Origin of the sequence: Streptomyces sp. NPDC090499, assembly GCF_044769305.1 — a bacterium.
In the GTDB taxonomy this organism is placed as follows: domain Bacteria; phylum Actinomycetota; class Actinomycetes; order Streptomycetales; family Streptomycetaceae; genus Streptomyces.
Genome location: NZ_JBIVXP010000009.1, coordinates 108,471 through 133,298, shown reverse-complemented (window position 1 = coordinate 133,298; position 24,828 = coordinate 108,471). Strand labels below are relative to the sequence as shown.

Genomic DNA, 24,828 nt, shown 5'->3' with positions numbered 1-24,828 from the left:
GTCCACGCAGACGACTAGGCGCAGGCCGAAACCGAAACCGGCTCCAGCGAGCGGACGGGCCGCACACGCCCGACCTCCCGCCCCCCACCGAGCAGCGCCTCTCCGGCGAACTCGGTGAGCAGTGACGGATCGACCCCGGCCCGCGCCAACGCCGCCGCGGCCACCGGAACCCGCGCCCGGTCCGCACCGTCGGAGATCTTCACGGCGACAGCCCGGCCGTCCGGCAGCGCAGCCACCTCGACGCCCTCGAAGCCGTCCTTGGCCAGCAGCCCCGGCACGGCCGCCATCAGCGCGGCCACGTCACGCCCCGCGCCGGACGCCATCTCGGCGTGCTCCCGCATCGCGTCGGCGACCCGGGCCTCGGGCGTGCCCGGCGCGGCGGTGACGATCCGCGACACCGCGCGCGCCAGCCCGTGCAGGGACACGGAGAACAGCGGCGCCCCGCAACCGTCCACGGTCGTCGCCGCGACCCGCTGCCCGGTCAGGTCCTCGACGATCTCGGCGATCGCCTGCTGCAGCGGGTGCGCCGGATCGAGGTAGTCCTCCAGCGACCAGCCGTTGAGCTTCGCCGTCCACAGCATCGCCGCATGCTTGCCGGAGCAGTTCTGGGCGAGACGCGACGGCTGCCGGCCGGCCCGGATCCACTCGTCCCGCACGGCGGAGCCGTACGGCATGTCGGGCACGTTGCGCAGGTCGGCCTCGGTCAGTCCGGCGAGGTCGAGGATGCGCCGGGTCCCGGCGAGGTGCCGCTCCTCGCCGGAGTGGCTGGCGGCGGCCAGCGAGAGCAGGTCGCCGTCGAGGGGCAGGCCGGCCCTGAGCATGGCGACGGCCTGGACGGGTTTGAGAGCCGAGCGCGGGTAGCACGCGGCCTCGATGTCGCCGAGCTGGAACTGGACCTGCCCGTCGGCGCCGAGGACGACGACGGAGCCGTAGTGGATGCCCTCGACGACCCCGCCGCGGATGAGGTGGGCGACGGGGGCGTGGAGGGGTTCACGGACGACGGGTGCGGCCGCGGGGGAACTGCTGTACATCACTGCCTGGTCTCGGGTGAGGTGGGACGGACCGGTTCGCGGGTCACGCGTCGGTTCCGGTGGACGGGCGCGCGAGGCGGCCGCGGATGGCGTACCAGCCGGCGACCAGCGCGGCGACGATCAGCGGCAGGCACAGCACGGTGGTGCGTCCGGCGCCGCCGTCGGCGTACATGAGGACCAGGACGGAGGCGAGGAACGCCAGCGTCACGATCTCGGTCCAGGGGGAGCCCGGCAGTCGGTAGCCGGGGCGGGTGAGTTCGCCGTTCCGGGTCTTCCGCCAGAACAGCAGGTGACAGAGCATGATCATGCCCCAGGTGGCGAGGATGCCGATCGCCGCGAAGTTCAGGACGATCTCGAACGCGTCGGCGGGGACCACGAAGTTGAGGCCGACGCCGAGGACACAGATACCGCTGGTGAGCAGGATGCCGCCGTACGGGACCTGGCTGCGGCTCATCCTCGCGGTGAACTTCGGGGCGGAGCCGTTGACGGCCATGGAGCGCAGGATGCGGCCGGTGGAGTAGAGGCCGGAGTTGAGCGAGGACATCGCCGCGGTGAGGACGACGAGGTTCATCACGCCGCCGGCGGCCGGGACGCCGATGTGGGAGAGCACGGTGACGAAGGGGCTCTGTCCGGCCGTGTACCTGTTCCAGGGCAGCAGCATCGAGAGGAGGACGACGGAGCCGACGTAGAAGATGCCCACGCGCCACATGATCGAGTTGATCGCCTTCGGCATGATCTTCTCGGGGTTCTCGGTCTCGCCCGCGGCGACACCGACCAGCTCGACCGAGGCGTAGGCGAAGACCACGCCCTGGATGATCAGCAGCATCGGCAGCAGGCCGTTCGGGAAGACGCCGCCGTTGTCGGTGATCAGGGACGGGCCGGGGGTCGCGCCGTCGACGGGGTGCTGGGTGACCAGCAGGAAGATGCCGATGACCATGAAGATCACCAGGGCGCTGACCTTGACGATCGCGAACCAGAACTCCAGTTCGCCGAATACCTTGACCGAGATCAGGTTCACGGTCAGGACGACCGCCAGGGCTATGAGCGCGATCACCCACTGCGGGATGTCGGAGAACATGCCCCAGTAGTGGGTGTAGGTGGCGACCGCGGTGATGTCGGCGATGCCGGTGGTCGCCCAGTTCAGGAAGTACATCCAGCCCGCGGTGTAGGCGCCCTTCTCGCCCAGGAACTCCCGGGCGTAGGAGACGAAGGCACCGGAGGACGGGCGGTACAGGACGAGTTCGCCGAGGGCGCGCACGACGAGGAACGCGAAAATGCCGCAGACCGCGTAGGCGACGAAGAGGGAGGGGCCGGCGTCGGCGAGGCGGCCGCCGGCGCCGAGGAAGAGGCCGGTGCCGATGGCGCCGCCGATGGCGATCATGTTGACGTGCCGGTGCTTCAGCGACTTGCTGTAGCCGTGGTCCCCGGCGTCGACGTGACGGGACGAGGGGCGCGTCTCGTCTTTGAGGTGCTGTTCGCTCACGCCTCGGTTCCGCCTTCCTGGTGCTGGTCCGTGCGCGCGGGGCGCACGATGTGGGTGAGGGTGGTCTCGACGCGGTCGAGGTGGTGGCTCATGGCGTCCACCGCGTCGGGTTCGGAACCGTCGACCAGGGCCTCGACGATGGCCCGGTGCTCCCGGTTGGACTGCTCCCGGCGGCCGCCCAGCTCGTTGAGGAAGGCCGACTGACGCGCCAGTGCGTCCCGGATCTCCTCGATGACCCGGCGGAACACCGGGTTCTGGGCGGCCTCGGCCACGGCGAGGTGGAAGAGGGTGTCCATCGCGACCCATGCGGTGGTGTCCGTCTCCCGCTCCATGCGGTCGAGGAGGTGGGCCAGGTGGTCCAGGTTCTCCGGGGTGCGGCGCAGCGCCGCGTAGCCGGCGACCGGGATCTCGATGTGCCGGCGGACCTCCAGCAGGTCGCTGGCCGCGTAGTCGCCGAAGGTGGGGTCCTCGACGGCGCTGGCGACCACGAAGGTGCCCTTGCCGGTCTTGGAGACGGTCAGGCCCATGGTCTGCAGGGCCCGCAGGGCCTCGCGCAGGACGGGCCTGCTGATCTCCAGGGTGCGGCAGAGCTCCGCCTCGGAGGGGAGCTTGTCGCCCACGGCGTACTCGCCGCGCTCGATGGCGCCGCGCAGGTGCGCCAGCACCGCCTCCATGGCGCTCACGCGGCGCGGGGGCTGTCCGGCTGTCGGGCTGTCTGACAGGTTCACGGGTGAGATGTTCCGGGTTGCGGGCCGAGGCTGTCAAGGTGTCGCGAAAGGAAACATTCACGGGGTGCGACGCCTGAATGCAGGCGTCGCACCCCGTGGCGGAGCGGTGAGGCGTGGGACGGCGGCCGGTCAGGCGTTGATGGTGCCCGTGGCGAGGAGGCCGAAGACCGCCAGGCCGATCACGATCCGGTAGATCACGAAGGCGTTGAAGGAGTGCTTGGCGACGAACTTCAGGAGCCAGGCGATGGAGGCGTAGGCGACCACGAAGGAGACGATCGTGCCGACCGCCAGCGGGGCGGCGCCCACGCCCGCGCCGAGGGCGTCCTTGAGCTCGTAGAGGCCGGCGCCGGTCAGGGCCGGGATGCCGAGGAAGAAGGAGAGGCGGGTGGCGGCGACCCGGTCCAGGTCCAGGATGAGCGCGGTGGACATGGTGGCACCGGAGCGGGAGAAGCCGGGGAAGAGCAGGGCGAGGATCTGCGAGCAGCCGACCAGCATCGCGTCCTTGAAGGAGGTGTCGTCCTCACCGCGCTTGTGGCGGCCCATCTGGTCCGCGCACCACATCACACCGGAGCCCACGATCAGCGAGCCGGCCACCACCCAGAGGGAGGCGAGCGGGCCGTCGATCAGCGGCTTGGCGGCGAGACCCACCAGCACGATCGGGATGGTCGCGTAGATGACCCACCAGGCGAACTTGTAGTCGTGGTGGTAGCGCTCGTTCTTGTTGGCCAGCCCCCGGCCCCAGGCGGAGACGATCCGCTTGATGTCCTTGAAGAAGTACACCAGTACGGCGGCGATGGCGCCGACCTGGATGACGGCGGAGAACCCGACGACGGACTGGTCGTCGACGGGGATGTTCATGAGCCCCTCGGTGATCTTGAGGTGGCCGGTGGAGGACACCGGGAGGAACTCGGTCACCCCCTCGACTACCCCGAGGATGGCGGCCTGGCCGACAGAGATGGCGCTCATGGGATCCAGTTCTGCAGAGTTTGGTCGACAGTGCTGTAGACAGTCTTACAGGGGCGGGTGAGAAGCAAGTCCTAGGCCCAGACGGCTCGGGCGATCGCCACCCCGGCGAAGGCCGCCCCGAGCCCCGCCACGAGGCTCGCGACGACGTTGGCGGCAGCGTAGAGCCCGGCGCCGGTCTCGGTCAGCCGGAGGGTCTCGTAGGAGAACGTCGAGTACGTCGTCAGCGCCCCGCACAGCCCGGTGCCCACCAGCAGCTGGAGGTGCGGACTCGCGGCGCCCGCCGTGGCCGCGCCGGTCAGCAGGCCCAGAATCAGGCAGCCGGTGACGTTCACCACGAAGGTGCCCCAGGGGAAGACGGAGTCGTGCCGGGCCTGGACGGCGCGGTCGGTGAGGTAACGGAGTGGAGCACCGACCATGGCGCCGAGGACCACCAACAGCCAGTTCACAACGAGTTCTTACCCTTCACGTCCGGTTCGCCGCGTTCTTCGGACCGCCCGGCATACCGGATGACCTCGCAGTCGTCCAGGGTCACGAGCCCCTCGGTCACCAGTTCGTCGAGCTGCGGCAGGAACGCCCGGATCCGCTCCTCCGTGTCCACGGCGACGACCGCCACCGGCAGGTCCTCGCTCAGCGACAGCAGCCGGGAGGTGTGGATGCGGGACCAGGCGCCGAAGCCCTCGATCCCCCGGAAGACGCTGGCACCCGCGAGCCCGGCCGCGTGGGCGCGGTGCACGATCTCCGTGTAGAGGGGCTTGTGGTGCCAGATGTCGTCCTCGCCGATGTAGACGGTCAGGCGCAGGGCGCGGCCGGTCAGTCTCGTCATCTCTGCCTCCTGGTGAGGACACGGCGGGTCACGGTGGCCGCACACCACACCGCCGCGAGGGCCGCGCACAGGGTCGCGGCGAGGTAGCCGAGGCCGGTGGCGGGGTGACCGTGGTCGACCAGTTTCTGGATGTCGACGGCGTACGTGGAGAAGGTGGTGAAGCCGCCGAGGACGCCGGTGCCGAAGAAGGGGCGGACGAGACGGTGCGCGGGGAGTCCCTCGGTGACCAGCACGAGGAAGGCACCGATCACCGCGCAGCCGATGACGTTCGTCCAGAAGGTCGCCCAGGGGAATCCCCCGGCGGCCGTGGGCAGGGCCAGGGCGAGGCCGTAGCGGGCCACGGCGCCGAGCGCGCCGCCGGCGGCGACCACCGCGACGACCGGGGCCTGGGCACGCCACTCGGGGCTCGGCTGGACTCGGAGGCTCTCGGCCTCCGGGGCTGTCATGGTCGTACGTCTCCTGTTCGGCACCGCCCCTGACGGGTGCCTCAGGGTACCGCCGGGCGTACCCGGCGGTCACTTCGCGGTGGGGGCCGCGCAGACCGCGACACCGGGCTCCCAGACGCTGCCGAGGACGAGGTGGCGGCCGGTCCGGCAGACGCTGGTGACCATCCGGAAGCCGGAATTGCGGCGGGCGAGGTGGTGGACGACCCGGCCGTGGTCGTCGAGGGCGAGGACGGCGATGGTGCCCACCGGGCGGTAGGGGGCGTGCACGGCGGCACGGGCGGCCGCACGGCGGACGGCGAGGGGGCTGTGGTGGAAGACGTCGAGCGGGGGGTTGCGCGGGCCGGCCAGGGCGACCCAGACGAGGTCGCCGTCACGCCAGATGTTGTCGGGCATGCCGGGCAGCTCGGCGAAGAACTCGGCACGGCCGGTGCGCGGGCCGGTGAGCCAGTAGCGGGTGAGGCGGTAGCCGCCGGTCTCGGCGACGATCAGGAAGGTGCCGTCGCCGCTCACGGTCAGCCCGTTGGCGAACTGGAAGCCCTCCCAGGCCACTTCGGCCGTGCGCGCCCCGGGTGCGAGGCGCAGCAGGCGGCCGGTGCCGCTGTGCTCGACGATGTCGCCGATCCACTGGCCGAGGGGGAAGCGGCGACTGGAGGCGGTGAAGTACACGGTGCCGTCGGGCAGGGCGACCACGTTGCTCGCGAAGCGCAGCGGCTCCCCCTCGACCGTGTCGGCGAGGACGCGGACGGTGCCGTCGGCGAGCCCGACGCGCAGCAGGCCGCGCTCCGCGTCGCAGACCAGCAGGTCGCCGTCGGGGAGGAGGTCGAGCCCGAGCGGGCGGCCGCCGGTCCTGGCCAGCGTCCGGACCCGGGCGGTGTCCGGGTCGCCGAGTCCGTCCAGGCTCAGGATGCGGCCGTCCTCGACGCCCGTCAGAACCCGGCCGTCGGCATCCGTCACCACGTCCTCCGGGCCCCGGCCGCCGACGGCGACGTAGTGGAGGGGGACGAGGCGCGTGGGTCGGTCCATGAGACCCATGGTGGCAGGAGTAACCGCTCTCACCAGCCCTTCTCGAACATCCGGGCCACTTCGGCGATCCGGATCTCGTCGCGCCGGTAGTAGACCCGGTGCCGGATGCGCTTGGTGCGGAGCAGGCCGAGACCGGCCAGCAGGCCCAGATGGGTGCCGGCGACCTTGCGGGAGACCCCGAGCTTGGCGGCGACGGCCCGGACGGTGACGCCGTCCTCGGCGAGGTCGGCGTGGCGCTGGGGCGGGAAGTGGGCCGCCGGATCCTTGAGCCAGTCCAGAATCTCCAGGCGGCTTGCGCTCGTGGCGTTCCTCAGCATCCCACCGGCCTCCGTCCCCTGCCTCCTCGCAGTGTCTGTTCCCACTGTCGCGCAGCCGAAGCCCCCACGTGCGGGAGTCGGAGCGCGATGTCCGAGATCGAACGGCCGTACGAGTTCGGCCGGTCGTGGGCTTGCCCCGCCCCGGACCGGACAAGGCGGAGGGGCCCGGCCGTCCCCTTACGGCCGGGCCCCCGTCAGTGGTGGTTCAGCGGTGGCTGAACCACGCCATGGAGGACAGCGCCTTGTCGTCGTAGCCGAACAGGGCCTGGTTCTCCCAGCCGTTGCCGGACGTGGCGTCGGTCGGGTCCCAGCCGTTGCCGGTGACGGCGGTCCAGGTCGCCTCCCAGTAGAAGACGCCGAGGCCGCGGCCGTTCGGGACCGCCTCGACGATGCTCGCGACCGCGTTCATCCAGGCCAGCTGGCCGGCCGCGGTGGCCGGGTAGCCGGTGACCAGTTCGCTGCTGGTGTCGATCTGGTTCTCCAGCGAGTCGTCCTGGGCGAGGGTGAACGGGTAGGCGGTCTCGGCGACGAAGACAGGCTTGGAGTAGCGGGAGGCCACGTCGTCCAGGGTGGTCTGGGCGGCGGCCAGGGAGCCGTGCCAGTAGCCGTAGTACGACAGCCCGATCACGTCGTAGTTGATGCCGTAGGTCCTGGCGTTGTCGAACCACCAGCGGACCGTGGCGTCGTCGCCCGCGTTGGCCAGGTGCAGGGCGACCTGGGTGGTGGAGGAGACGGCCTTCGCCGCGCTGTAGCCGGAGTTGATCAGGCCGGCGAGCTGGGACCAGTTGTCGGTGGAGCCCTCGGACCAGAGCATGCCGCCGTTGATCTCGTTGCCGATCTGGACCATGTCGGCGGTGGTGCCCTGGGCCTTCAGCGCGCCCAGGACGTCGTACGTGTGGTTGTACACGTCGGTCTTCAGCCGGCTGTAGGAGTCGTTGGCCCAGGCGGCGGGCTTGGTCTGCTTGCCCGGGTCGGCCCAGGTGTCCGAGTAGTGGAAGTCGACCAGCAGCTTCATGCCGGCGGCCTTGATCCGCTTGGCCATGGCCAGCACATGGGCCTTGTCGTTGTAGCCGTCGGCCGGGTTGACCCAGACCTTCAGTCGCGCGTAGTTCATCCCGGCGTTCTTGAGGATGGTGACCGCGTCCCCGGTGGTACCGGAACTGGTCTTGTAGACGCCGCCCTTGGCCTCGCTCTTGGCCAGTGACGAGATGTCAGCACCCTTGACCGACAGGCCTGTCGACCCGGAGGCGAAGGTCAGGTCGTCGACGTTGATCCAGTTTCCCGCGTTGGCGTCCGAGTAGACGCTGATCGTGCACTGGTTGCCGGTGACCGCGACCGAGGTGACGATCCGCACCCAGCTGCTGGTGGAGACCGGCAGGTCGGTCCGCTGCTCCGAACTCCCGCAGTTCTTCAGCGATATGTAGGCGGAGTTCTGCCCGCCGCTGGAGCGGACCCAGGCGGTGAGCGTGTAGTTCCCGTTGGTCAGACCCGACAGGTACTGGTAGGTCTCCACCTTGTAGGCGGAGGCCGAGTAGTGGCTCAGGCGGTAACTGCCGCCGTGGCCGCCGGACTCGGTGTACGAGGCGCCCGTGTCGCCGTACTCCGACCAGCCGGTGGGCGTGGCCACGCCCGCACCGTCCGATTCGAAGCCGCCGTTGGTGAGCGTGCTCGCCGCCTGGGCGGTCTGCGCGGGGAGGGCGGTGAGGGCGAGCCCGGCCAGGAGCGGCAGCAGCAGGGCTCTGAGCGTGCGTCTGGGATGGAACATCATCGTCCGTCGTCCCTTCGACGTGACTGGCGGTGGGGATGTCCTCCGGTCCGGCCGGACTCCGGTACGGCCGGACTCCGGCGGCCGGAGGAGTGCCCCTCCGCCCGCGGCTCTCGTGGCACTCGCGGACGGAGGGGAGTCTCGGTGGGCGCGGGCGCGGCGGCCCCTGGACCCGCGCCCCGGTTCAGCCGTCGAGTCGTACGACCCGGACGGTGCCCGCGGGGACCGCGAGCCGGCCCGCGGCGCGTTCGCCCGTCAGCAGTTCGGTGCCGTGCGCCTCCAGGGGCACCTTGGCGTCGGTGGCGGTGTGGTTGACCGCGAAGAGAAAGCTCCCGGACTCGCCGGTGCGGCGGACCACCTCGACGTCGCGGGGCAGTTCGGCGCGGGGTGCGATCCGGGCGTCCTCGGCGGCCCAGCCGAGCAGGGCGTCGAGGCCGTGCGCGTCCAGGCGCGTCGACACGTACCAGGCGGTGCCCTCCCCCAGCTGGTGACGGGTGACGGCAGGCCGGCCGGCGGTGAGGCCGTCGGCGTACGTCCAGACGGTCTCGGCGGCGCCCGGGACGACGAACTCGGTCCACACGTCGCCGGTCAGCTCGGAGCCGTCCGGGCCGGTCAGCCGCACCCGCTGGTCCTCCAGGAGGGGGGAGAACTCCTCGATCGTGAGGCCGAGGGTCTCGCGCAGGGGGCCCGGGTAGGCGCCCTCGTGCACCGCGTCGTGCTCGTCGACGATCCCGGAGAAGTACGAGACGACGAGCGTGCCGCCGTTCTCGACGTACTCGCGGAGGTTGTTCCCGGCCGCCTCGGTCATCAGGTACAGGGCCGGTACGACGACAAGGGGATAGGCCGACAAGTCGCTTTCGGGGTGGGCGAAGTCGACGGTGAGGTGGCGGTCGTAGAGGGCCTCGTAGAAGGCGTCGGCGCGTTCGCGCGGGTCGTGGTCCTCGCTGGGGCGCCACTGGAGGTTCTGCGCCCACCAGGACTGCCAGTCCCACAGGACGGCGACGTCGGCCCGGGTGCGGGTGCCCCGGATCTGGCTCAACGAGTCGAGGGAGGCGCCGAGTTCGACGACCTCGCGCCAGACGCGGGTCCCGGTGCCGCCGTGCGGGAGCATCGCGGAGTGGAACTTCTCGGCGCCGCGCCGGGACTGCCGCCACTGGAAGAACATGGCGCCCTCGGAGCCGCGGGCCACGTGTGCGAGGGAGTTGCGGGCCATCTGGCCGGGCGCCTTGGCCGGATTACGCGGCTGCCAGTTGACACCCGAGGTGGAGTGTTCCAGGAGCAGCCAGGGAGCGCCACCGGCGACCGAGCGGGTGAGGTCGGCGGCCATCGCCAGGTTGACGTGGGTACGGCGGCCGTCGGTGATCAGGTAGTGGTCGTTGGTGACCAGGTCGACCTCGCGTCCCCAGGCCCAGTAGTCGATGGAGTCGCACTGGCTGAGGGCGGTCATGAAGTTGGTGGTCACCGGGACGCCGGGCGAGATGCGGTGCAGGATGTCCCGCTCGGCGCGGAAGTTCTCGCGGATGGTGGCGTCGGTGAACCGCCGGTAGTCCAGGGCCTGGCCCGGGTTGCCGACGGTCGGGGTGGCGCGCGGCGGGTTGATCTGCGCCAGGTCGGTGTAGTGCTGGCCCCAGAAGGCCGTGCCCCAGGCCTCGTTGACGGCCTCGACGGTGCCGTGGGCGCCGCCGAGCCAGCGGCGGAAGTGGACGGCGCAGGAGTCGCAGTAGCAGGCCGAGACGGGGACGCCGTACTCGTTGTGGACGTGCCACAGCGCGAGGGCCGGGTGCTCGCCGTAGCGCTCCGCGAGGCGCGTGGTGATGTTCGCCGCCGCCGCGCGGTAGTCGGCGTTGGAGTGGCAGATGGCGCCTCGGGAGCCGAACTCGTGGCGCACGCCCTCCGCGGTGACGGGAAGGGCCTCGGGGTGGGCGCGGTAGAACCAGGCGGGCGGTGCGACGGTGGGGGTGCCCAGGTCGACGCGGATGCCGTTCTCGTGGAGCAGGTCGAGGACCCGGTCGAGCCAGCCGAAGTCGTACTCCCCCGGCGCGGGCTCCAGCAGGGCCCAGGAGAAGATCCCGACGCTCACCATCGTGACCCCGGCCTCGCGCATCAGCCGGACGTCCTCGTGCCAGACGCTTTCCGGCCACTGCTCGGGGTTGTAGTCCCCGCCGAAGGCGAGCCTGGTCAGGCCCCTGGGGGTGGTGTCCGGCATGGATCTCTCCCGTTTAATCGATCATTTGGGAACGTTCACACACATCGATCGTGGCGTCGGCCCAACATAACCGCACAGCAACAACCATTGACAAGTGTCCGGGATGTTTCTCTACTGTGAACGCTCACAGAGCATGACACGGACTCGGCACGGACGATGATCCGGGTCTGAGAACGCTCACACATCTGCATGGCAGGTCCCCGCGAGGGCGGGGGCCCAGGTCAGGGGAGAGATCCATGCCGCACACGAAGCGCCGCCGCCTCGTGACAACCGCCGTCGCCGTTTCGCTCGGCGCCACCGCCCTCGCCGCCTGCGGCTCGTCCGACGACAGCAAGGCCGACTCCGGTCCGGTCTCGCTGACGTACTGGGCCTGGGCGCCCGGTATGGACAAGGTCGTGGACCTGTGGAACAAGGGCGAGGGCAAGAAGGAGCAGATCACCGTCACGGTGAAGAAGCAGGCGTCCGGCGACACGCTGGTCACCAAGATCCTCACCGCGCACAAGGCGAAGAACGGGCCCGACCTGGTGCAGGCCGAGTACCAGGCGCTGCCGACGCTGGTCAGCAACGACGCGGTCGCCGACATATCGAAGAGCGTCGGCGACGCCAAGTCCGGGTTCGCCGACGGGGTCTGGCAGCAGGTCACGCTGGGCACGGACGCGGTGTACGCGGTGCCGCAGGACATCGGCCCGATGATGTTCTACTACCGCGCGGACCTCTTCAAGAAGTACGGCCTCAAGGTGCCCACCACCTGGGACGAGTTCGCCCAGGACGCCCGTCAGCTGAAGAAGAAGGCACCCGGCCTCGACCTGACCACGTTCTCCGCCAACGACTCCGGCCTCTTCGCGGGCCTCGCCCAGCAGGCCGGCGCCAAGTGGTGGACCACCTCCGGCGACAAGTGGAAGGTCGCCATCGACGACGCGGCCACCCAGAAGGTCGCCTCGTTCTGGGGCGGCCTGGTCAAGGAGGGTGTCATCGACAACCAGCCGATGTACACGCCGGCCTGGAACAAGGCGCTGGACACCGGCAAGCAGATCGCCTGGGTCTCCGCGGTGTGGGCGCCGGGCACGCTGACCACGGCCGCGCCCGACACCAAGGGCAAGTGGGCGATGGCCCCGCTCCCCCAGTGGTCCGCGTCCGGGAACGTGACCGGCAGCTGGGGCGGCTCCTCCACCGCCGTCACCACCGACTCCAAGCACCAGGCGGCCGCCGCCAAGTTCGCGGCCTGGCTGAACACCGACGGCGAGGCGCTCAACGCGCTGGCCAAGGAGAGCGGCATCTACCCGGCCGCCACGAACGCCCAGACCAGCGGCGCCTTCGCCACCCCGCCGGACTACTTCTCGAACCAGCCGGACTTCTACACCAAGGCCGCCGAGATCGCGAAGACCACGGCACCCTCCGCCTGGGGCCCGAACGTGAACGTCGCCTACACGTCCTTCAACGACGCGTTCGGCGCCGCCGCGAAGAACAAGTCGGACTTCACCGCCGCCCTGCAGAAGATGCAGGACGACACGGTCGCCGACATGAAGAAGCAGGGCTTCGAGGTCTCTCAGTGACCAGCCCCACCAGCCGGAGGTCGTACGGGGTCAAGGGGGCCCCGTACGCCTTCCTCCTTCCCGCCACGCTCCTCTTCGCGCTGTTCTTCGCGCTGCCCATCGGGTACGCGGTCTGGCTCAGCTTCCGCAAGGTGCACGTCACCGGGCTCGGCCTGGGCGCCGGCGCCCGCAGCGAGGTCTGGGCCGGCCTGGAGAACTACCGGGACGCCCTCACCGACAACGAGTTCTACGACGGTGCGCTGCGCGTCCTCGGCTACGGCTGCATCGTCGTCCCGGTGATGCTGGGCCTCGCCCTCCTGTTCGCCCTGATGCTCGACTCCGAGCGGGTCCGGCTCGCCCCGTTCACCCGGCTCGCGATCTTCCTGCCGTACGCCATCCCCGGCGTGGTCGCCGCGCTGCTGTGGGGCTTCCTGTACCTGCCGGACGTCAGCCCCTTCTACTACGTGCTCGACAAGCTGCACCTGCCGCAGCCGAACCTGCTGGACGGCGGGCCGCTGTACCTGGCCCTGTCCAACATCGCGGTCTGGGGCGGCACCGGCTTCAACATGATCGTCATCTACACCTCGCTCCGGGCCATCCCGGCCGAGGTCCACGAGGCGGCGAAGCTGGACGGCGCCACGCCGCTGCAGACCGCCCTGCGGATCAAGATCCCGATGGTGGCGCCCTCGCTGGTGCTGACCTTCTTCTTCTCGATCATCGCGACGCTCCAGGTCTTCAACGAGCCGACCACCCTCAAGCCCCTCACCAACTCGGTCAACACGACCTGGAGCCCGCTGATGAAGGTGTACGAGGACGCCTTCCGCAAGGGGGACATCTACTCGGCGGCGGCCGAGGCGACGCTCATCGCCCTCGCCACGCTGGTGCTGTCCTTCGGCTTCCTGCGGGCCGCGAACCGCCGCAACAAGCAGGAGGCACCGGCATGAGTTCCCTTGCCGTCCGCAAGGCCGCCCCCGCCGCCGGCACGACGCCCGGCACCGCCCAGGGGCCGCCGCTGCGCCGCCGCATGGCCCTGGTCCCCACGGCCGTCCTGCTCCTGGGCGCGATCTACACGCTGCTGCCGGTGGCCTGGGTGGTGATCGCCTCCACCAAGTCCGGCAGCGAGCTGTTCTCCACGTTCACCTTCCTGCCCGGCACCGGTTTCCTGGACAACCTCAGGGACCTCAACGCGTACCGCGAGGGCATCTACTGGCACTGGATGGGCAACTCCGCCCTCTACGCCGGTCTGGGCGCCCTGCTCTCGACGGCCGTGTCCGCGTTCAGCGGCTACGCGCTCGCCACCTACCGCTTCCGCGGCCGCGAGACGGTCTTCAACGTGCTGCTCGCCGGCGTGCTGATGCCCCCGGTCATCCTCGCCATCCCGCAGTACCTGCTGCTCGCCAAGGCGAACCTCACGGACTCCTACCTGTCCGTGCTGCTGCCGCAGATCCTCTCCCCGTACGGCGTCTACCTCTCGCGGATCTACGCGGCCGCGGCCGTGCCCTCCGACGTGGTGGAGGCCGGGCGGATGGACGGGGCGAGCGAGTGGCGGATCTTCACCCGGATCGCGCTGCCGATGATGGTCCCGGGCATGGTCACGGTGTTCCTGTTCCAGTTCGTGGCCGTCTGGAACAACTTCCTGCTGCCGTACATCATGCTCAGCGACGACGAGCGGTTCCCGCTCACGCTGGGTCTGTACACGCTCCTCGAACAGGGTGCCAACACGCCGGCCCTGTACACCCTGGTGATCACCGGCGCGTTCCTGGCCGTGCTGCCGCTGATCGCGCTCTTCCTGGTCGTCCAGCGCTTCTGGAGCCTTGACCTGCTGTCCGGAGCCGTAAAGTCATGACCATGAGCAGTGGTACGGGGGGCCGGCGCAAACCGCCGACGATCCATGACGTGGCACGCGAGGCCGGTGTCTCACGGGGCACCGTCTCGCGGGTGCTCAACGGCGGGCACTACGTCAGCCCCGCCGCCGCGGAGGCGGTCAACGACGCCATCCGCAGGACGGGATACGTCGTGAACCGGCACGCCCGCTCGCTGATCACCGGGCGTTCGGACTCGGTCGGCTTCCTGCTGACCGAGCCGCAGGAGCGGTTCTTCGAGGACCCCAACTTCAACGTCCTGCTGAGCGGTTGCACCCAGGCGCTGGCCGGCCACGACATCCCGGTGCTGCTGATGCTGGCGGGCACGAAGGACGAGCGGCGGCGGATCACCCGGTACATCACCGCGGGACACGTCGACGGGGTGCTGCTGGTGTCGAGTCACTCCGGTGACCCGGTCGCCGAGGAACTGCGCGAGGCGGGCGTGCCGCTGGTGGCCTGCGGCAAGCCGATCGGGCTCGGCTCGAAGGTGAGCTACGTGGCCGCCGACGACCGCGACGGCGCCCGGGACATGGTCCGGCACCTGCTGGACGTGGGGCGCCGCCGGATCGGCATGATCACCGGACCGCTGGACACCCCGGGCGGGGTGGAGCGGCTCGCCGGGTACCAGGAGGTCCTCGCCGAGGCGGGCATCGCGATCGACGAGGCGCTCGTCGTGTCCGGGGACTACAGCAGGGCGAGCGGTGAGGCGGGGGCAGAGCGGCTGCTCGCGCAGGCGCCGGACCTGGACGCCGTGTTCGTGGCCTCCGACCTGATGGCGCAGGGCGTGCTGGCGGTGCTGCAGCGGGCCGGCCGGCAGGTGCCGGATGACATCGCTGTCGGCGGGTTCGACGACTCCCCGGCGGCCACCGCGGCGACCCCGCGGCTCACCACCATCCGGCAGCCCTGGGACCGGATCAGCAACGAGATGGTCCGGGTGCTGCTCGCCCAGATAGGCGGCGAGGACCCGGCGGCGGTGATCCTGCCGACGGAGCTGGTGCGACGCGAGTCGACGTGACCGCTCCGCCGGCAGAGCCGCACCGTGCCGTCGGTCGTCCGCGGCGCCCCCGAAGGGGCGCCGGGGGAGGAACGGCGCGACCGGCCACGACGGCGCTTTCGGCGAGAGCCGCAAGCGGTCAGGATCGGAGAAGCCGGGGTGGGCTCCTGCGTCCTAGCGTGGGATCACCGGCCGAAAAGCGCCGGTTCCCCTGTCGCAAGGAGTGAGAGCGCCATGAGCGAAGGCGTGCAGACGATCATCTACCCCGTCAAGGACGCGGCGCGGGCCAAGGCACTGTTCGGCGCGCTGCTGGGCGTCGAGCCGTATGCCGACGAGCCGTACTACATCGGGTTCAAGGCCGCCGGGCAGGACGTCGGCCTCGACCCGAACGGGCACGCGCAGGGCCTGACCGGGCCGACGCCGTTCTGGCACGTCACCGATCTGCGGGAACGGCTCGCGGCACTGCTGGCCGCGGGTGCCGAGCTGGTCCAGGACGCGCGGGACGTCGGCAACGGGCGGCTGGTCGCCTCGGTGAAGGACGCCGACGGCAACATGGTGGGGCTGCTCCAGGACCCGGTTGCCTGAGCCGTCGACTGCTTGCACCCGCACTAGTTGCGCACTCAACAATCGGCTTGATCGGTGTTACGGTGCGGGTATGGCAGTGAAGACGGCCGAGGCCCGGCTCGAGGAACAGTGGCGGGACATCCTGTCGGTGCACGCGCGCACCATGTGCGAGATCGACCGGGTACTGCATCCGCACGGGCTGGGCGCGAGCGACTTCGAGGTGCTCGACCTGCTCGCCGCCGAGACGCCGGCCGAGGGTGACCACTGCCGGGTGCAGAACCTGGTGGGCCGGGTTCACCTGAGCCAGAGCGCACTCTCCCGGCTGATCGGACGGCTGGAGAAGGACGGCCTGGTGGAGCGTTCGGTCTGCGTCGAGGACCGGCGCGGCGTCTGGGTCGCGCTCACCGCGAAGGGCCGCGCCCTGCACACCGAGGTACGGCCGCTGCAGCGGGCGGTGCTGGGGCGGATGCTCGAAGGGGCGGAGGGCCCGAGCGGTACGTAGGCGAGCCGCCGCGGGCTACCGGACTCGAACCGGCTCAGACCTCGCGGTCACCATCTCGGAGATGGAAGCGGCTTTCCCAGCACGCCTTTGCCCGCGGCGGCAGGCCACAGCCTGGCGGCGGCCCGCACACCCGGCAGAGCGCATTACGTCGCCCCGCGCGACGCGGGGCGCTCCGCCGAGACCGCCGCGGTGGGCCGGTCGGTCCGCGGCGCCCCCCGAAGGGGCGCTGCCCGCCCGCTCAGAGCGCGAACTCGATGCCGTCCGGGAGGACCTCGACGCCCTCCGCGGCCACCTGGGCGCGGGCCCTGGAGGACGGGTCGAGCAGCGGGTTGGTGTTGTTGAGGTGGGTGTAGATCCGGCGGGTGCGGGGGTGGCGGGCCAGGGCGGCGAGGCTGCCGTGGGCACCGGAGACCGGGAGATGGCCCATCGCCGCCTGCCGGGGACCCGAGCGGACCGTGGTGCCCATCTCGCGGGCGGTGAAGAAGGTGCCGTCCAGCAGCACGCAGTCGGCGTCCGCGCACAGGTCGTCCAGGACGTCGCTCCAGGCGCCGACGCACGGGGCGTAGAGCAGCACTCCCCCGGTCGACAGGTCCTCCACGCGGTACGCCGTGACCCAGCGGCCGTCGGCCTCGGCGAGCGGGGCCGGGACGTAGGCCGGGACCTTGGCGCCGACCGGGTGGGCGGTGACCACCAGGCCGCCGGCCAGCACGAAGCCGCCGTCGGCGAGGCTGTCGGCCCACTCCCAGGGCGCGTAGCGGTCCAGGGCGCTGCGGGCCGGGGTCAGTACCGTCCGTACCGGCGGGGCCGCGTACACCTTGAGGTCCGGCGCGCCGCGCAGCACGGTCAGGCCGGTGACGTGGTCGGCCTCCGCGTCGGTGAGCAGCACGCCGCGCACCGGGGTGTCCCGGGGGCCCGGTCCCGGCCACAGCGCGGCCGTGGCGGTCAGCTGGGCGCGGATGTCCGGGGAGGCGTTGAGCAGCCACCAGTCCCGGCCGTTGCCGGTCAGCGCGACGCACTCCTGGGTGCGGGAGGGCAGCTTGCCGTCCCGGGCGGCGGCGCACAGCGCGCAGGCGCAGTTCCACTGCGGGAACCCGCCCCCGGCGGCGGTGCCCAGCAGGACGACCCTCACGACGATCCGCCCCTCTCGGTCTCCCCGGCCCCTGCTGGGATCTTCCCTCAGGATGCGCCGCGTTACCCGCGCACGGGGGGAACTTCCGGCCGTCCTTCGGGCGGCCGCCGGTCCACCGGGCGGAACGGCGGGATCGGCTCCGACGCGAAGTCGCGGCCACCGGTCCACAGCGCGGGTACGGCGTCGCAGCGGCGGCACAGCTCGTAGGCGACCGCCTCGTAGTTGACCCGCCAGCCGTGGAAGTGCGGCCAGGCCTCCGCGGTTCCGCGTTCGGCCCGGAAACCGGTCGTCTCCAGCATGGTCACGGCCTGCTCGAACTCGCCGTAGGTCAGCTCGATGGGGGCGTCCGGGTCCGGGTCGGTGTCGAAGCTCGCCCGCACGGAGGCGGCGATGTCGCGCAGCGCGGTGAACCCGGCGCGCAGCATCAGCCGGGCCTCCGGCGGGGCGGAGCGCGGGGCGAGCGCGAGCTGCATGGCCGCCGCGTCCATGACGGCGATCAGGCCGACCAGCCAGCTGCGGTAGGGGCGCGGCGAGCGGAACGCCAGCAGCACCGGGTAGGTGGCGTGGCTCTCCCCCATGTCCGCGGCCAGCCGCTCCCAGGAGCGGTACAGCTCGGGCAGCGCGGTCTCGGTGTCGACCAGCCACTGCCGGGCGAGGATCTCCGGTCCCCAGGCGGGCTCGCCGGCCCGGGACTGGAGGAGGGTGACCTCCAGTTCGCGGCGGTTGTAGGCGGCGTACAGCGTGGGCAGGTAGGCGATCTGCAGCGCGATGACGACCGGGCCGGTGGCGGCGGCGGCGAAGTCCAGCGCGGACAGCCGCAGCCGGGCGCCGCTGGCGAATCCGAGGGTGAACAGGCTGGAGCCCGCCTCCCGGAACGCGGTGCTCCAGGACAGCGGGGAGAACGCGTACAGCAGCATCCCGAAGCCGAGGAACGCCCCGCCGAGCCAGGCGGCGAGCATGCCGACCAGCATGAGCGGGGCGAGCCAGGTCTGGGCGCGGTCGATGGCCCGGTAGCCGCCGCGGTGCGCGGTGAGGCAGAGGACGCGGCGCAGGCCCCACCACAGCCGGTACACCAGGACGGAGTACAGGCCCCGGGGGACCACGAGCGTGCGCAGGATGCTGCGCAGGACCAGGATCAGCACCAGTCCTCCGGCCACCCCGGAGATCCATTCCATGGCGCCATTCTGGCGCGCACGGCGGCCTCCCGGTGACCGGAGGGCTCCGTTCAGCCCGCCGGCCGGGCCAGCAGGGTGCGCACGCCCTCGGAGGTGAGGGTCAGGGCGTGGGCGGAGCTGCCGTCTATGGCGAGCGAGAGGTTGTCCTCGGGCCACTGCGAGGCGAGCGCGCCGAGCGGCACCACGCGGTAGCGGGAGACCGTCGGCAGCAGGCCGGTCAGCTCCCCCTCGGAGGTGAACACGGGGACGACGGGGTCGCCGTCGGGGCGTTCCAGGACGGGCAGGGCGATCATCGCGGGGTCGGCCGCCTCCGCGGCGTCGTCCGGCACCGGGACCAGCACGTCGCTGTGTGCGAGCGTGTCCAGGGCGGTGGTGTCCTCGGCGTTCACGGCCAGCGTGTCGAGCGCCCGCTGGGCCGGCGTCGGGAAGTCGTCGTGTGCGGGTGTCTCCATCACAGATCCCCAGGTAGCGGTGTGGTATGGGCCGCTGGTCCGGCAGGGCGCCGGGCGGCCACGGCTCGCGTACCCGGTCGGGGCCGGGGCATGCGCCCGCGACCACGAGGGCTTTTCTTCCCGCCCCGGGAGACCGGCGGCCGGGGGTGTCCGTGCGGAGTGCGGGTGGTGTGCGGGGTGGTGTGGTGGCAGTTCCCGTTGGCACGTGCCTCGCGCTCCGTCCCCCGGCATCACTCGTGGCGCGGGCCGGGGGGTAGGGGTAGCCGCGGAAGGTGACGGTCCGTGCGCATGGCGTCACCTCTGCGACGCGAGAGAAGGTATGCGATGTCGGTCGAGACCGGTACGACGCCCGCGGCGGACGCCGAGGAGCGGGAGCAGCAGAGCCTCGGCACCGCCGCGGCACGGAACCTCACCACGACGACCAAGTCCGCCCCGCAGATGCAGGAGATCAGCTCACGGTGGCTGACCCGGACGCTGCCGTGGGTGGACGTGCCCGGCGGCACCTACCGCGTCAACCGCAGACTCTCGTACCGGGTCGGCGACGGCCGGGTGAGCTTCGTGCAGACCGGCGCGCAGGTGGCGGTGATCCCCGCCGAACTGGCCGAGCTGCCGTTGCTGCGCGGCTTCGCGGACGGCACCGCGCTGGGGGCGCTGGCGGCGCGGTTCGAGCAGCGGGAGTACGCGGCGGGGCAGGTGATCGTGGCGGCGGGGCGCCCGGCCGACCATGTCTACCTGGTCGCGCACGGCAAGGTGGAGCAGGTCGGGGAGGGGCCCTACGGCGACGAGGCGGTCGTCGGCCTCCTCGCGGACGGTGACACCTTCGGCGGCCGGGTGCTCGCCGGACTCGACGGCGCCTGGGAGTTCACGGCCCGCGCGGCGACGGCCACCACCGTGCTGGCGCTGCCGCACGCGGCGTACCGGGAGGTGGCGGACCGGCACGCCGCCCTGCGGGCGCACGTGGAACTGGCCGGGCTGGACGGGCACCGGGAGACGAACACCTTCGGCGAGGCGGAGATCGCACTCAGCGCGGGCCATACCGGCGAGCCGGACGTCCCGCACACCTTCGTGGACTACGAGCCGGCGCCCCGCGAGTACGAACTGAGCGTCGCCCAGACCGTGTTGCGCGTGCACACCCGGGTGGCCGACCTCTACAGCCGACCGATGGACCAGACCGAGCATCAGCTGAGGCTCGTCGTGGAGGTGTTGCGGGAGCGGCAGGAGCACGAACTGGTCAACAACCGGGACTTCGGCCTGCTGCACAACGCCGACCACGGCCAGCGGATCTCCACCCGTTCGGGCCCGCCGACCCCCGACGACCTGGACGAGCTCCTCGCCATGCGGCGCGACACCACGCACCTGTTCGCCCATCCCCGGACGATCGCCGCGTTCGGCCGGGAGTGCAACAAGCGCGGCCTGTACTTCGGCGGCGTCGAGGTCGACGGCCACCACCTCCCCGCGTGGCGGGGCGTCCCGCTGCTCCCGTGCGGCAAGATCCCGGTCACCGGGGCCCGTACGTCCGCCGTGATCGCGCTGCGCGCCGGGGAGCAGGACCAGGGCGTGATCGGCCTCCTGCAGACCGGCCTGCCGGACGAGAAGGAGCCGGGCCTGACCGTCCGCTTCATGGGCGTCAACGAACAGGCGGTCGCCTCCTACCTGGTCACCGCCTACTACTCGGCCGCCGTCCTGGTCCCGGACGCCCTCGGCATCCTGGAGAACGTGGAGGTGTCGCGCCGGGACTAGGAGGCGCTCGCGGACGGGTTCGACCGGACCGGACCGGGGTGCGGCGCAGGGCGAGGGTGCCGAACGCCAGGGCGGCCGGCGGGGCGGCGATCGGCACGCCGGAAGCGGTGCATCGTCCGCCCGCCCCTCCGGGCGTGCCGGCCGGAGGCCAGGTCGGCCCGGCGACAGGGGCAAGCACCGTCCGGACCTGCGGTTCCGTCAACGGCGTGGGTCCGCAACCCGGTTGGGCCACCTCGATTTGACACCGCGGCCGGACCCCTCCAATCTGTGCTCATGAAATCCATTTTCAACAAGAGGGGCGAGGGCTAGCGATGCGTGTGGCTTTCGTCGGCAAGGGCGGCAGCGGCAAGACCACGCTGTCGGCCCTCTTCACCCGTCACCTGGCACGGTCCGGCGCGCCGGTCGTCGCGATCGACGGTGACATCAACCAGCACCTGGCCCACGCCCTCGGCCTCGACGAGGACGCGCTCTTCGCGGCGCCCCCGCTGAGCGCGCGGACCGGTGAGATCAAGGACTACCTGCGCGGCACCAACCCCCGGATCGCGTCCCGGGAAGCCATGGTCAAGACGACCCCGCCGGGACACGGCTCGCGGCTGCTGCGACTGCTGGGCGACGACGAGGTGCACTCCCGGCACGTCCAGGAGGTCGGCGGGGTACCGCTGATGGTCACCGGGGCCTTCGCCGAGAGCGACCTCGGAGTGTCCTGCTACCACTCCAAGCTCGGTGCGGTGGAGCTCTACCTCAACCATCTGGTGGACGGTCCCGGCGAGTACGTGGTCGTCGACATGACGGCGGGCGCGGACGCCTTCGCCTCCGGCCTGTTCACCCGTTTCGACATGACCTTCCTGGTGGTCGAGCCGACCCGCAAGAGCCTGTCCGTCTACCACCAGTACCGGGACCACGCCGCCGAGTTCGGGGTCCCGGTCGCCGTGGTCGGCAACAAGGTGACCGGCGCGGACGACCTCGCCTTCCTGCGCGAGCGGGTGGGCGACGACCTGCTGGCCCACTGCGAGCTCTCCCCGTACGTCCGCGCCCAGGAACAGGGGCGCGGCGGCGGTGCGCTGGAGCGGCACAACTCCCGGGCCCTGGAGCGGCTGCGGGCCGCGGTGGACGCGCGGGGCAAGGACTGGGAGGCCTTCCAGCGGCACGCCGTGGAGTTCCATCTGCGCAATGCCGCGGCCTGGGCCGACGCGGCGACCGGCCAGGACCTGGCCGCCCAGGTCGACCCGGACTTCCGGCACGGGCCGGCGGCACTGCCCGCCTTCGCCTGAGAGCCCCCGATCCCCCTGCGGGCCCGCCCCGCTGTCGAACACCCCTTTTCCGTAACCGCTTCGAGAAGAACAGGACACCGTCACATGTCGCTCGACGTCTCCCCGCAGCTGCTCGCCGAAGCCGAGAACGGCGCGGTGCGGGAGGAGGACTTCGTGGAAACCGTCCGCGCCTCGCTGCCGTACGCGTACGACCTCGTCGCCCGCCTCGCCGCCGAACTGCGCTGCGGTACCGCTGAGTTCGCCGACAACCAGACCCCGCCACCCTCGGAGAAGGAGCGCGGGCAGTTGCTGCGGGCGCTGTCCTCCGACGCGATCCGGGGCAGCCTGGAACGGCACTTCGGGGTTGCCCTCGCCTTCCAGAACTGCCACCGGGTGGCGGTGTTCCCGCCGGAGGCGCGGGGTGGTGAGACGCACACCCGCTTCACCTCGACGCGCGCACAGATCCTCAACCAGTCGCCGGAGTTCCGCGACTGCTGAGTTCCGGACCGGCCCGCAGCAACCGGCTAGCCCGCGTGCCGGTGTGCCGACTCGTTCTCCTGGGCCATGCGCCGCAGCGCCATCAGCGCGGGCTCCAGAAGGACGGTCAGCAGCAGGGCGCGTTCGGCGGCCTCCAACGGGTCGTCGATGCCCTCCAGTTGGTCGAGGTCGAGGGCCGCGGTGCGTTCGGCGAGGCGGGCGTAGGGCAGGAGGGTGTGCCAGTCCAGCGGGACGCCGAGCGAGCGGAGCGCGGTGACGGTCTCGGCGAGGGTGGTGCGGGCGGGTGCGTCCTGGTGCACCTGCCAGCCCAGCTCCTTGACCAGTGCGTCCACTTCGGCGGTCTCGGGGGCGGTCCCGGCCGTGTCGGCGGGCAGCCGGATCGCGCCCAGGGCGAGGCCGAGGAGCCGGTGGGTGTCGCCGTCGTGCTCGCCGAGCGCGTCCAGGACCTCGCGGGTGGCGCTGACCGAGAGGCCGCGCACGCCGGTCAGGGCACGGATCAGCCGAAGCCGTCGCAGGTGCTGCTCGTCGTACTCGGCCTGGGTCGCGGAAGTCTGACGGCCCGTCGGGAGCAGCCCCTCGCGGAGGTAGTACTTGATCGTCGTGACGGAGGCGCCGCTGCGGCGGCTCAGCTCGGACATGCGCATCGGGTTCGGCTCCGCTCTCGCGTCGGTATCGGCTCCCTCCCACCGGACGACACCTCGGCACTGGAAATTGGATACCTCCACTGTCTAGCATGGATAGCAGAGGTATCCAATTCTCTTCCACGGGAGAAGGCCGCGCCATGCCCACGCTGCGCTGGACCACCGTCAACACCCCCGCACCCGAGGCCGAGGCGTTCGTCATGGCGTCCCGCCTGGAGGTCCGATCCCTCAAGGACGTGCCCCGCTTCTTCGCCAGGTCGCTGGCCGCGTGGAAGCAGGTCACCGGGGCGCCCGGCGCGTACGGCGCCTCGCTGATCGCCGAGCCCCTGAAGCGCACCTTCTGGACGCTGTCCGCCTGGGAGGACAAGGACGCCCTGTACCGGTACGCGCGCACCGAACCGCACAAGTCGGTGATGACCGGCCTGCGCCCCACGACGAAGGGCTCGGTCTTCACGTTCTGGCAGGTCCCGGCCGCCGAACTGCCCATCGACTGGACGGACGCCCGGCGCCGGCTCGCCGAGCAGGAACACGCCGACTCCTGATTCCCGTCCTTCGGCTCGCTGTTCCTGCTCGCCCGGTACCTCCGGATCGTGCCGCCGCGCTCCCCGCCGCAGGCCGGTGTGCGCACCCTCGCCGCCCTGAGCACGGTGTTCGTGACGTACGGCACCAACCGCTCCAGGCGGAGGCGCCCGTCGGGGTGCCTCCGCCCCCTCTTTCCCGCTCAGCCGACGACGATCTCCGCGAACCGATCCGCGCCGACGTTGCCCCCGGACAGCACGACCCCGATCCGGCGCGGCAGCGGCGCGACCCGGTGGGCGAGCAGCGCGGCCAGGCCGCTGGCGCCGCTCGGCTCCAGAACGGTCTTCAGCCGTTCGAAGGCGAACCGCATCGCATCCCGGATCTGGTCGTCGGAGACCAGCGAGATGTCGTCCACCAGACGCCGGTTGACGGAGAAGGTCAGCTCGCCGGGGATGTCGGCCGCCTGGCCGTCGGCGATGGTGCGGGGTACCGGGATCGACACCCGGTGCCCGGCCGCCAGGGACCGCCGGGTGTCGTCGCCGGCCTCGGGCTCGACCCCGACGACCCGGATCCCGGGCAGCAGCCCCTTGGCCGCGGTGGCACTGCCCGCGATCAGCCCGCCGCCCCCGACGGGCACCACCAGGGCGTCCAACTCCCCCACCTCCTCGATGAGTTCGAGAGCGGCCGTGCCCTGCCCCGCGATGACGTGCGGGTGCTCGTACGGCGGGATGAGCGCGAGCCCGCGTTCGATGGCGAGGGCCTCGCCGATCGCGACCCGGTCGCCTGTGTAGCGGTCGTACGTCACGATCTCCGCGCCGTATCCGGCGGTCGCCTCCAGCTTGGCGCGCGGGGTGTCCTCGGGCATCACGATGACGGCGGTGGTGCCGAGTTCGCGGGCGGCGAGGGCGACGGCCTGGGCGTGATTGCCGGAGGAGTACGCGGCGACGCCCTGGGCGAGCTGCGCGGGCGACAGCCGGGACGCGGCGTTGTAGGCGCCCCGGAACTTGAACGCGCCGATGCGCTGGAGGTTCTCGCACTTCAGGAAGACCTCGGCGCCGACCAGCTCGTCCAGGGTGCGCGAGCGCAGCACGGGGGTGCGGTGGGCCACTCCCTTGATCCGTGCCGCCGCGTCGTGCACGTCCTGAAGGGTGACGGGCGGGGTGTCGGGCATGTTCGTCCTCC

26 protein-coding genes and 1 tRNA gene are annotated in these 24,828 nt (G+C 71.5%); 10 read left to right on the top strand and 17 right to left on the bottom strand.

From position 1 onward, the window contains the following. Positions 1-14: 14 nt before the first annotated feature. The 11 genes from ACIQVL_RS30225 to ACIQVL_RS30175 form a co-directional block, all read right to left on the bottom strand. Positions 15-1,031 carry an asparaginase gene (locus ACIQVL_RS30225; protein WP_403436606.1) on the bottom strand — a complete coding sequence of 339 codons (1,017 nt, stop codon included), beginning with the start codon at positions 1,029-1,031 and terminating at the stop codon, positions 15-17. 43 nt (positions 1,032-1,074) lie between these two features. After that, complete coding sequence (locus tag ACIQVL_RS30220; RefSeq protein ID WP_403436604.1) at positions 1,075-2,514, bottom strand: amino acid permease; 1,440 nt, start codon at positions 2,512-2,514, stop codon at positions 1,075-1,077. Continuing rightward, positions 2,511-3,188: a FadR/GntR family transcriptional regulator gene (locus ACIQVL_RS30215; RefSeq protein WP_403436709.1), complete on the bottom strand. Its 678-nt coding sequence runs from the start codon at positions 3,186-3,188 to the stop codon at positions 2,511-2,513. Before ACIQVL_RS30215 ends, ACIQVL_RS30220 begins: the two co-directional genes overlap by 4 nt. 183 nt (positions 3,189-3,371) lie before the next feature. Further along, a complete protein-coding gene (locus ACIQVL_RS30210; protein ID WP_403436602.1) occupies positions 3,372-4,208 on the bottom strand; it encodes an undecaprenyl-diphosphate phosphatase in 837 nt (278 codons plus the stop codon). A 71-nt stretch (positions 4,209-4,279) separates the two neighbouring features. Then, positions 4,280-4,654 carry a fluoride efflux transporter CrcB gene (gene crcB, locus ACIQVL_RS30205; protein ID WP_403476894.1) on the bottom strand — a complete coding sequence of 125 codons (375 nt, stop codon included), beginning with the start codon at positions 4,652-4,654 and terminating at the stop codon, positions 4,280-4,282. Then, a complete protein-coding gene (locus ACIQVL_RS30200) occupies positions 4,651-5,031 on the bottom strand; it encodes a DUF190 domain-containing protein (RefSeq protein ID WP_403436598.1) in 381 nt (126 codons plus the stop codon). Before ACIQVL_RS30200 ends, crcB (ACIQVL_RS30205) begins: the two co-directional genes overlap by 4 nt. After that, complete coding sequence (gene crcB, locus ACIQVL_RS30195; RefSeq protein ID WP_403436596.1) at positions 5,028-5,477, bottom strand: fluoride efflux transporter CrcB; 450 nt, start codon at positions 5,475-5,477, stop codon at positions 5,028-5,030. The genes ACIQVL_RS30200 and crcB (ACIQVL_RS30195) overlap by 4 nt, the downstream gene beginning before the upstream one ends. A 69-nt stretch (positions 5,478-5,546) precedes the next feature. After that, positions 5,547-6,500: an SMP-30/gluconolactonase/LRE family protein gene (locus ACIQVL_RS30190; protein WP_403436595.1), complete on the bottom strand. Its 954-nt coding sequence runs from the start codon at positions 6,498-6,500 to the stop codon at positions 5,547-5,549. Between the two features lie 29 nt (positions 6,501-6,529). After that, positions 6,530-6,817: an ArsR family transcriptional regulator gene (locus ACIQVL_RS30185; RefSeq protein ID WP_403436593.1), complete on the bottom strand. Its 288-nt coding sequence runs from the start codon at positions 6,815-6,817 to the stop codon at positions 6,530-6,532. Positions 6,818-7,022: 205 nt separating this feature from the next. After that, positions 7,023-8,582 (bottom strand): glycosyl hydrolase 53 family protein, encoded by a 1,560-nt coding sequence (locus ACIQVL_RS30180; protein ID WP_403477059.1) that lies wholly within the window; start codon positions 8,580-8,582, stop codon positions 7,023-7,025. A gap of 184 nt (positions 8,583-8,766) precedes the next feature. Then, positions 8,767-10,788 carry a beta-galactosidase gene (locus ACIQVL_RS30175; RefSeq protein ID WP_403476893.1) on the bottom strand — a complete coding sequence of 674 codons (2,022 nt, stop codon included), beginning with the start codon at positions 10,786-10,788 and terminating at the stop codon, positions 8,767-8,769. Between the two features lie 236 nt (positions 10,789-11,024). On the opposite strand from ACIQVL_RS30175, the gene ACIQVL_RS30170 reads away from it, so the two are divergent. The 6 genes from ACIQVL_RS30170 (at position 11,025) to ACIQVL_RS30145 (ending at position 16,242) form a co-directional block, all read left to right on the top strand. Continuing rightward, on the top strand, positions 11,025-12,341 hold the full coding sequence (locus tag ACIQVL_RS30170) for an ABC transporter substrate-binding protein (protein ID WP_403436589.1): 1,317 nt from the start codon (positions 11,025-11,027) through the stop codon (positions 12,339-12,341). Beyond that, entirely contained in the window at positions 12,338-13,264 is a 927-nt protein-coding gene (locus ACIQVL_RS30165) for a carbohydrate ABC transporter permease (RefSeq protein WP_403436585.1), read from the top strand. The genes ACIQVL_RS30170 and ACIQVL_RS30165 overlap by 4 nt, the downstream gene beginning before the upstream one ends. Next, a complete protein-coding gene (locus ACIQVL_RS30160; protein WP_403436583.1) occupies positions 13,261-14,166 on the top strand; it encodes a carbohydrate ABC transporter permease in 906 nt (301 codons plus the stop codon). Before ACIQVL_RS30165 ends, ACIQVL_RS30160 begins: the two co-directional genes overlap by 4 nt. Next, positions 14,163-15,197, top strand: coding sequence for a LacI family DNA-binding transcriptional regulator (locus ACIQVL_RS30155; RefSeq protein ID WP_403476892.1), 1,035 nt, complete (start codon positions 14,163-14,165; stop codon positions 15,195-15,197). Before ACIQVL_RS30160 ends, ACIQVL_RS30155 begins: the two co-directional genes overlap by 4 nt. 213 nt (positions 15,198-15,410) lie before the next feature. Continuing rightward, positions 15,411-15,761, top strand: a complete 351-nt coding sequence (locus tag ACIQVL_RS30150) for a VOC family protein (protein ID WP_351492934.1) — start codon at positions 15,411-15,413, stop codon at positions 15,759-15,761. A gap of 70 nt (positions 15,762-15,831) precedes the next feature. Next, complete coding sequence (locus tag ACIQVL_RS30145) at positions 15,832-16,242, top strand: MarR family winged helix-turn-helix transcriptional regulator (protein ID WP_403436578.1); 411 nt, start codon at positions 15,832-15,834, stop codon at positions 16,240-16,242. A 9-nt stretch (positions 16,243-16,251) separates the two neighbouring features. On the opposite strand, the gene ACIQVL_RS30140 is transcribed toward ACIQVL_RS30145, so the two are convergent. From ACIQVL_RS30140 to ACIQVL_RS30125, 4 genes are all read right to left on the bottom strand, one after another. Next, positions 16,252-16,337, bottom strand: a tRNA-Arg gene (locus tag ACIQVL_RS30140). A gap of 143 nt (positions 16,338-16,480) precedes the next feature. After that, positions 16,481-17,371: a pyrroloquinoline quinone biosynthesis protein PqqB gene (pqqB, locus tag ACIQVL_RS30135; protein WP_403436577.1), complete on the bottom strand. Its 891-nt coding sequence runs from the start codon at positions 17,369-17,371 to the stop codon at positions 16,481-16,483. Positions 17,372-17,433: 62 nt separating this feature from the next. Next, positions 17,434-18,546 carry a hypothetical protein gene (locus ACIQVL_RS30130; RefSeq protein WP_403436575.1) on the bottom strand — a complete coding sequence of 371 codons (1,113 nt, stop codon included), beginning with the start codon at positions 18,544-18,546 and terminating at the stop codon, positions 17,434-17,436. 50 nt (positions 18,547-18,596) lie between these two features. Next, a complete protein-coding gene (locus ACIQVL_RS30125) occupies positions 18,597-18,998 on the bottom strand; it encodes an SseB family protein (protein ID WP_351492943.1) in 402 nt (133 codons plus the stop codon). Between the two features lie 324 nt (positions 18,999-19,322). Here ACIQVL_RS30125 and ACIQVL_RS30120 point away from each other — a divergent pair, with 324 nt between their 5' ends. The 3 genes from ACIQVL_RS30120 to ACIQVL_RS30110 all read left to right on the top strand — a co-directional run bounded on the left by ACIQVL_RS30120 (position 19,323) and on the right by ACIQVL_RS30110 (position 22,486). Continuing rightward, positions 19,323-20,738, top strand: coding sequence for a family 2B encapsulin nanocompartment shell protein (locus ACIQVL_RS30120; protein WP_403476891.1), 1,416 nt, complete (start codon positions 19,323-19,325; stop codon positions 20,736-20,738). A 311-nt stretch (positions 20,739-21,049) separates the two neighbouring features. Beyond that, complete coding sequence (locus ACIQVL_RS30115; RefSeq protein ID WP_403436567.1) at positions 21,050-22,009, top strand: ATP-binding protein; 960 nt, start codon at positions 21,050-21,052, stop codon at positions 22,007-22,009. 84 nt (positions 22,010-22,093) lie between these two features. After that, on the top strand, positions 22,094-22,486 hold the full coding sequence (locus ACIQVL_RS30110) for an SCO5389 family protein (RefSeq protein ID WP_403476890.1): 393 nt from the start codon (positions 22,094-22,096) through the stop codon (positions 22,484-22,486). 26 nt (positions 22,487-22,512) lie between these two features. Here the strand turns inward: ACIQVL_RS30110 and ACIQVL_RS30105 are convergent, their stop codons facing one another. Further along, the gene (locus ACIQVL_RS30105) at positions 22,513-23,130 is read right to left on the bottom strand and encodes a MerR family transcriptional regulator (protein WP_403476889.1); all 618 of its coding nucleotides are present in this window, start codon (positions 23,128-23,130) and stop codon (positions 22,513-22,515) included. Positions 23,131-23,267: 137 nt separating this feature from the next. Here ACIQVL_RS30105 and ACIQVL_RS30100 point away from each other — a divergent pair, with 137 nt between their 5' ends. Next, positions 23,268-23,669 carry a DUF3291 domain-containing protein gene (locus ACIQVL_RS30100; protein WP_403476888.1) on the top strand — a complete coding sequence of 134 codons (402 nt, stop codon included), beginning with the start codon at positions 23,268-23,270 and terminating at the stop codon, positions 23,667-23,669. A gap of 179 nt (positions 23,670-23,848) precedes the next feature. Here the strand turns inward: ACIQVL_RS30100 and ACIQVL_RS30095 are convergent, their stop codons facing one another. After that, positions 23,849-24,817: a threo-3-hydroxy-L-aspartate ammonia-lyase gene (locus tag ACIQVL_RS30095; RefSeq protein WP_403476887.1), complete on the bottom strand. Its 969-nt coding sequence runs from the start codon at positions 24,815-24,817 to the stop codon at positions 23,849-23,851. Between the last annotated feature and the right edge of the window lie 11 nt (positions 24,818-24,828).

Coding starts and splice junctions, on each gene's coding strand:
- ACIQVL_RS30150 (WP_351492934.1), top strand. CDS start 15,411: ATGAGCGAAGGCGTGCAGACGATCATCTACCCCGTCAAGGACGCGGCG.
- crcB (WP_403436596.1), bottom strand. CDS start 5,477: ATGACAGCCCCGGAGGCCGAGAGCCTCCGAGTCCAGCCGAGCCCCGAG.
- ACIQVL_RS30185 (WP_403436593.1), bottom strand. CDS start 6,817: ATGCTGAGGAACGCCACGAGCGCAAGCCGCCTGGAGATTCTGGACTGG.
- ACIQVL_RS30100 (WP_403476888.1), top strand. CDS start 23,268: ATGCCCACGCTGCGCTGGACCACCGTCAACACCCCCGCACCCGAGGCC.
- ACIQVL_RS30120 (WP_403476891.1), top strand. CDS start 19,323: ATGTCGGTCGAGACCGGTACGACGCCCGCGGCGGACGCCGAGGAGCGG.
- ACIQVL_RS30170 (WP_403436589.1), top strand. CDS start 11,025: ATGCCGCACACGAAGCGCCGCCGCCTCGTGACAACCGCCGTCGCCGTT.
- ACIQVL_RS30155 (WP_403476892.1), top strand. CDS start 14,163: ATGACCATGAGCAGTGGTACGGGGGGCCGGCGCAAACCGCCGACGATC.
- ACIQVL_RS30105 (WP_403476889.1), bottom strand. CDS start 23,130: ATGCGCATGTCCGAGCTGAGCCGCCGCAGCGGCGCCTCCGTCACGACG.
- ACIQVL_RS30210 (WP_403436602.1), bottom strand. CDS start 4,208: ATGAGCGCCATCTCTGTCGGCCAGGCCGCCATCCTCGGGGTAGTCGAG.
- ACIQVL_RS30200 (WP_403436598.1), bottom strand. CDS start 5,031: ATGACGAGACTGACCGGCCGCGCCCTGCGCCTGACCGTCTACATCGGC.
- ACIQVL_RS30130 (WP_403436575.1), bottom strand. CDS start 18,546: ATGGAATGGATCTCCGGGGTGGCCGGAGGACTGGTGCTGATCCTGGTC.
- ACIQVL_RS30125 (WP_351492943.1), bottom strand. CDS start 18,998: ATGGAGACACCCGCACACGACGACTTCCCGACGCCGGCCCAGCGGGCG.
- ACIQVL_RS30190 (WP_403436595.1), bottom strand. CDS start 6,500: ATGGACCGACCCACGCGCCTCGTCCCCCTCCACTACGTCGCCGTCGGC.
- ACIQVL_RS30095 (WP_403476887.1), bottom strand. CDS start 24,817: ATGCCCGACACCCCGCCCGTCACCCTTCAGGACGTGCACGACGCGGCG.
- ACIQVL_RS30225 (WP_403436606.1), bottom strand. CDS start 1,031: ATGTACAGCAGTTCCCCCGCGGCCGCACCCGTCGTCCGTGAACCCCTC.
- ACIQVL_RS30115 (WP_403436567.1), top strand. CDS start 21,050: ATGCGTGTGGCTTTCGTCGGCAAGGGCGGCAGCGGCAAGACCACGCTG.
- ACIQVL_RS30180 (WP_403477059.1), bottom strand. CDS start 8,582: ATGTTCCATCCCAGACGCACGCTCAGAGCCCTGCTGCTGCCGCTCCTG.
- ACIQVL_RS30215 (WP_403436709.1), bottom strand. CDS start 3,188: ATGGAGGCGGTGCTGGCGCACCTGCGCGGCGCCATCGAGCGCGGCGAG.
- ACIQVL_RS30110 (WP_403476890.1), top strand. CDS start 22,094: ATGTCGCTCGACGTCTCCCCGCAGCTGCTCGCCGAAGCCGAGAACGGC.
- ACIQVL_RS30175 (WP_403476893.1), bottom strand. CDS start 10,788: ATGCCGGACACCACCCCCAGGGGCCTGACCAGGCTCGCCTTCGGCGGG.
- ACIQVL_RS30160 (WP_403436583.1), top strand. CDS start 13,261: ATGAGTTCCCTTGCCGTCCGCAAGGCCGCCCCCGCCGCCGGCACGACG.
- ACIQVL_RS30145 (WP_403436578.1), top strand. CDS start 15,832: ATGGCAGTGAAGACGGCCGAGGCCCGGCTCGAGGAACAGTGGCGGGAC.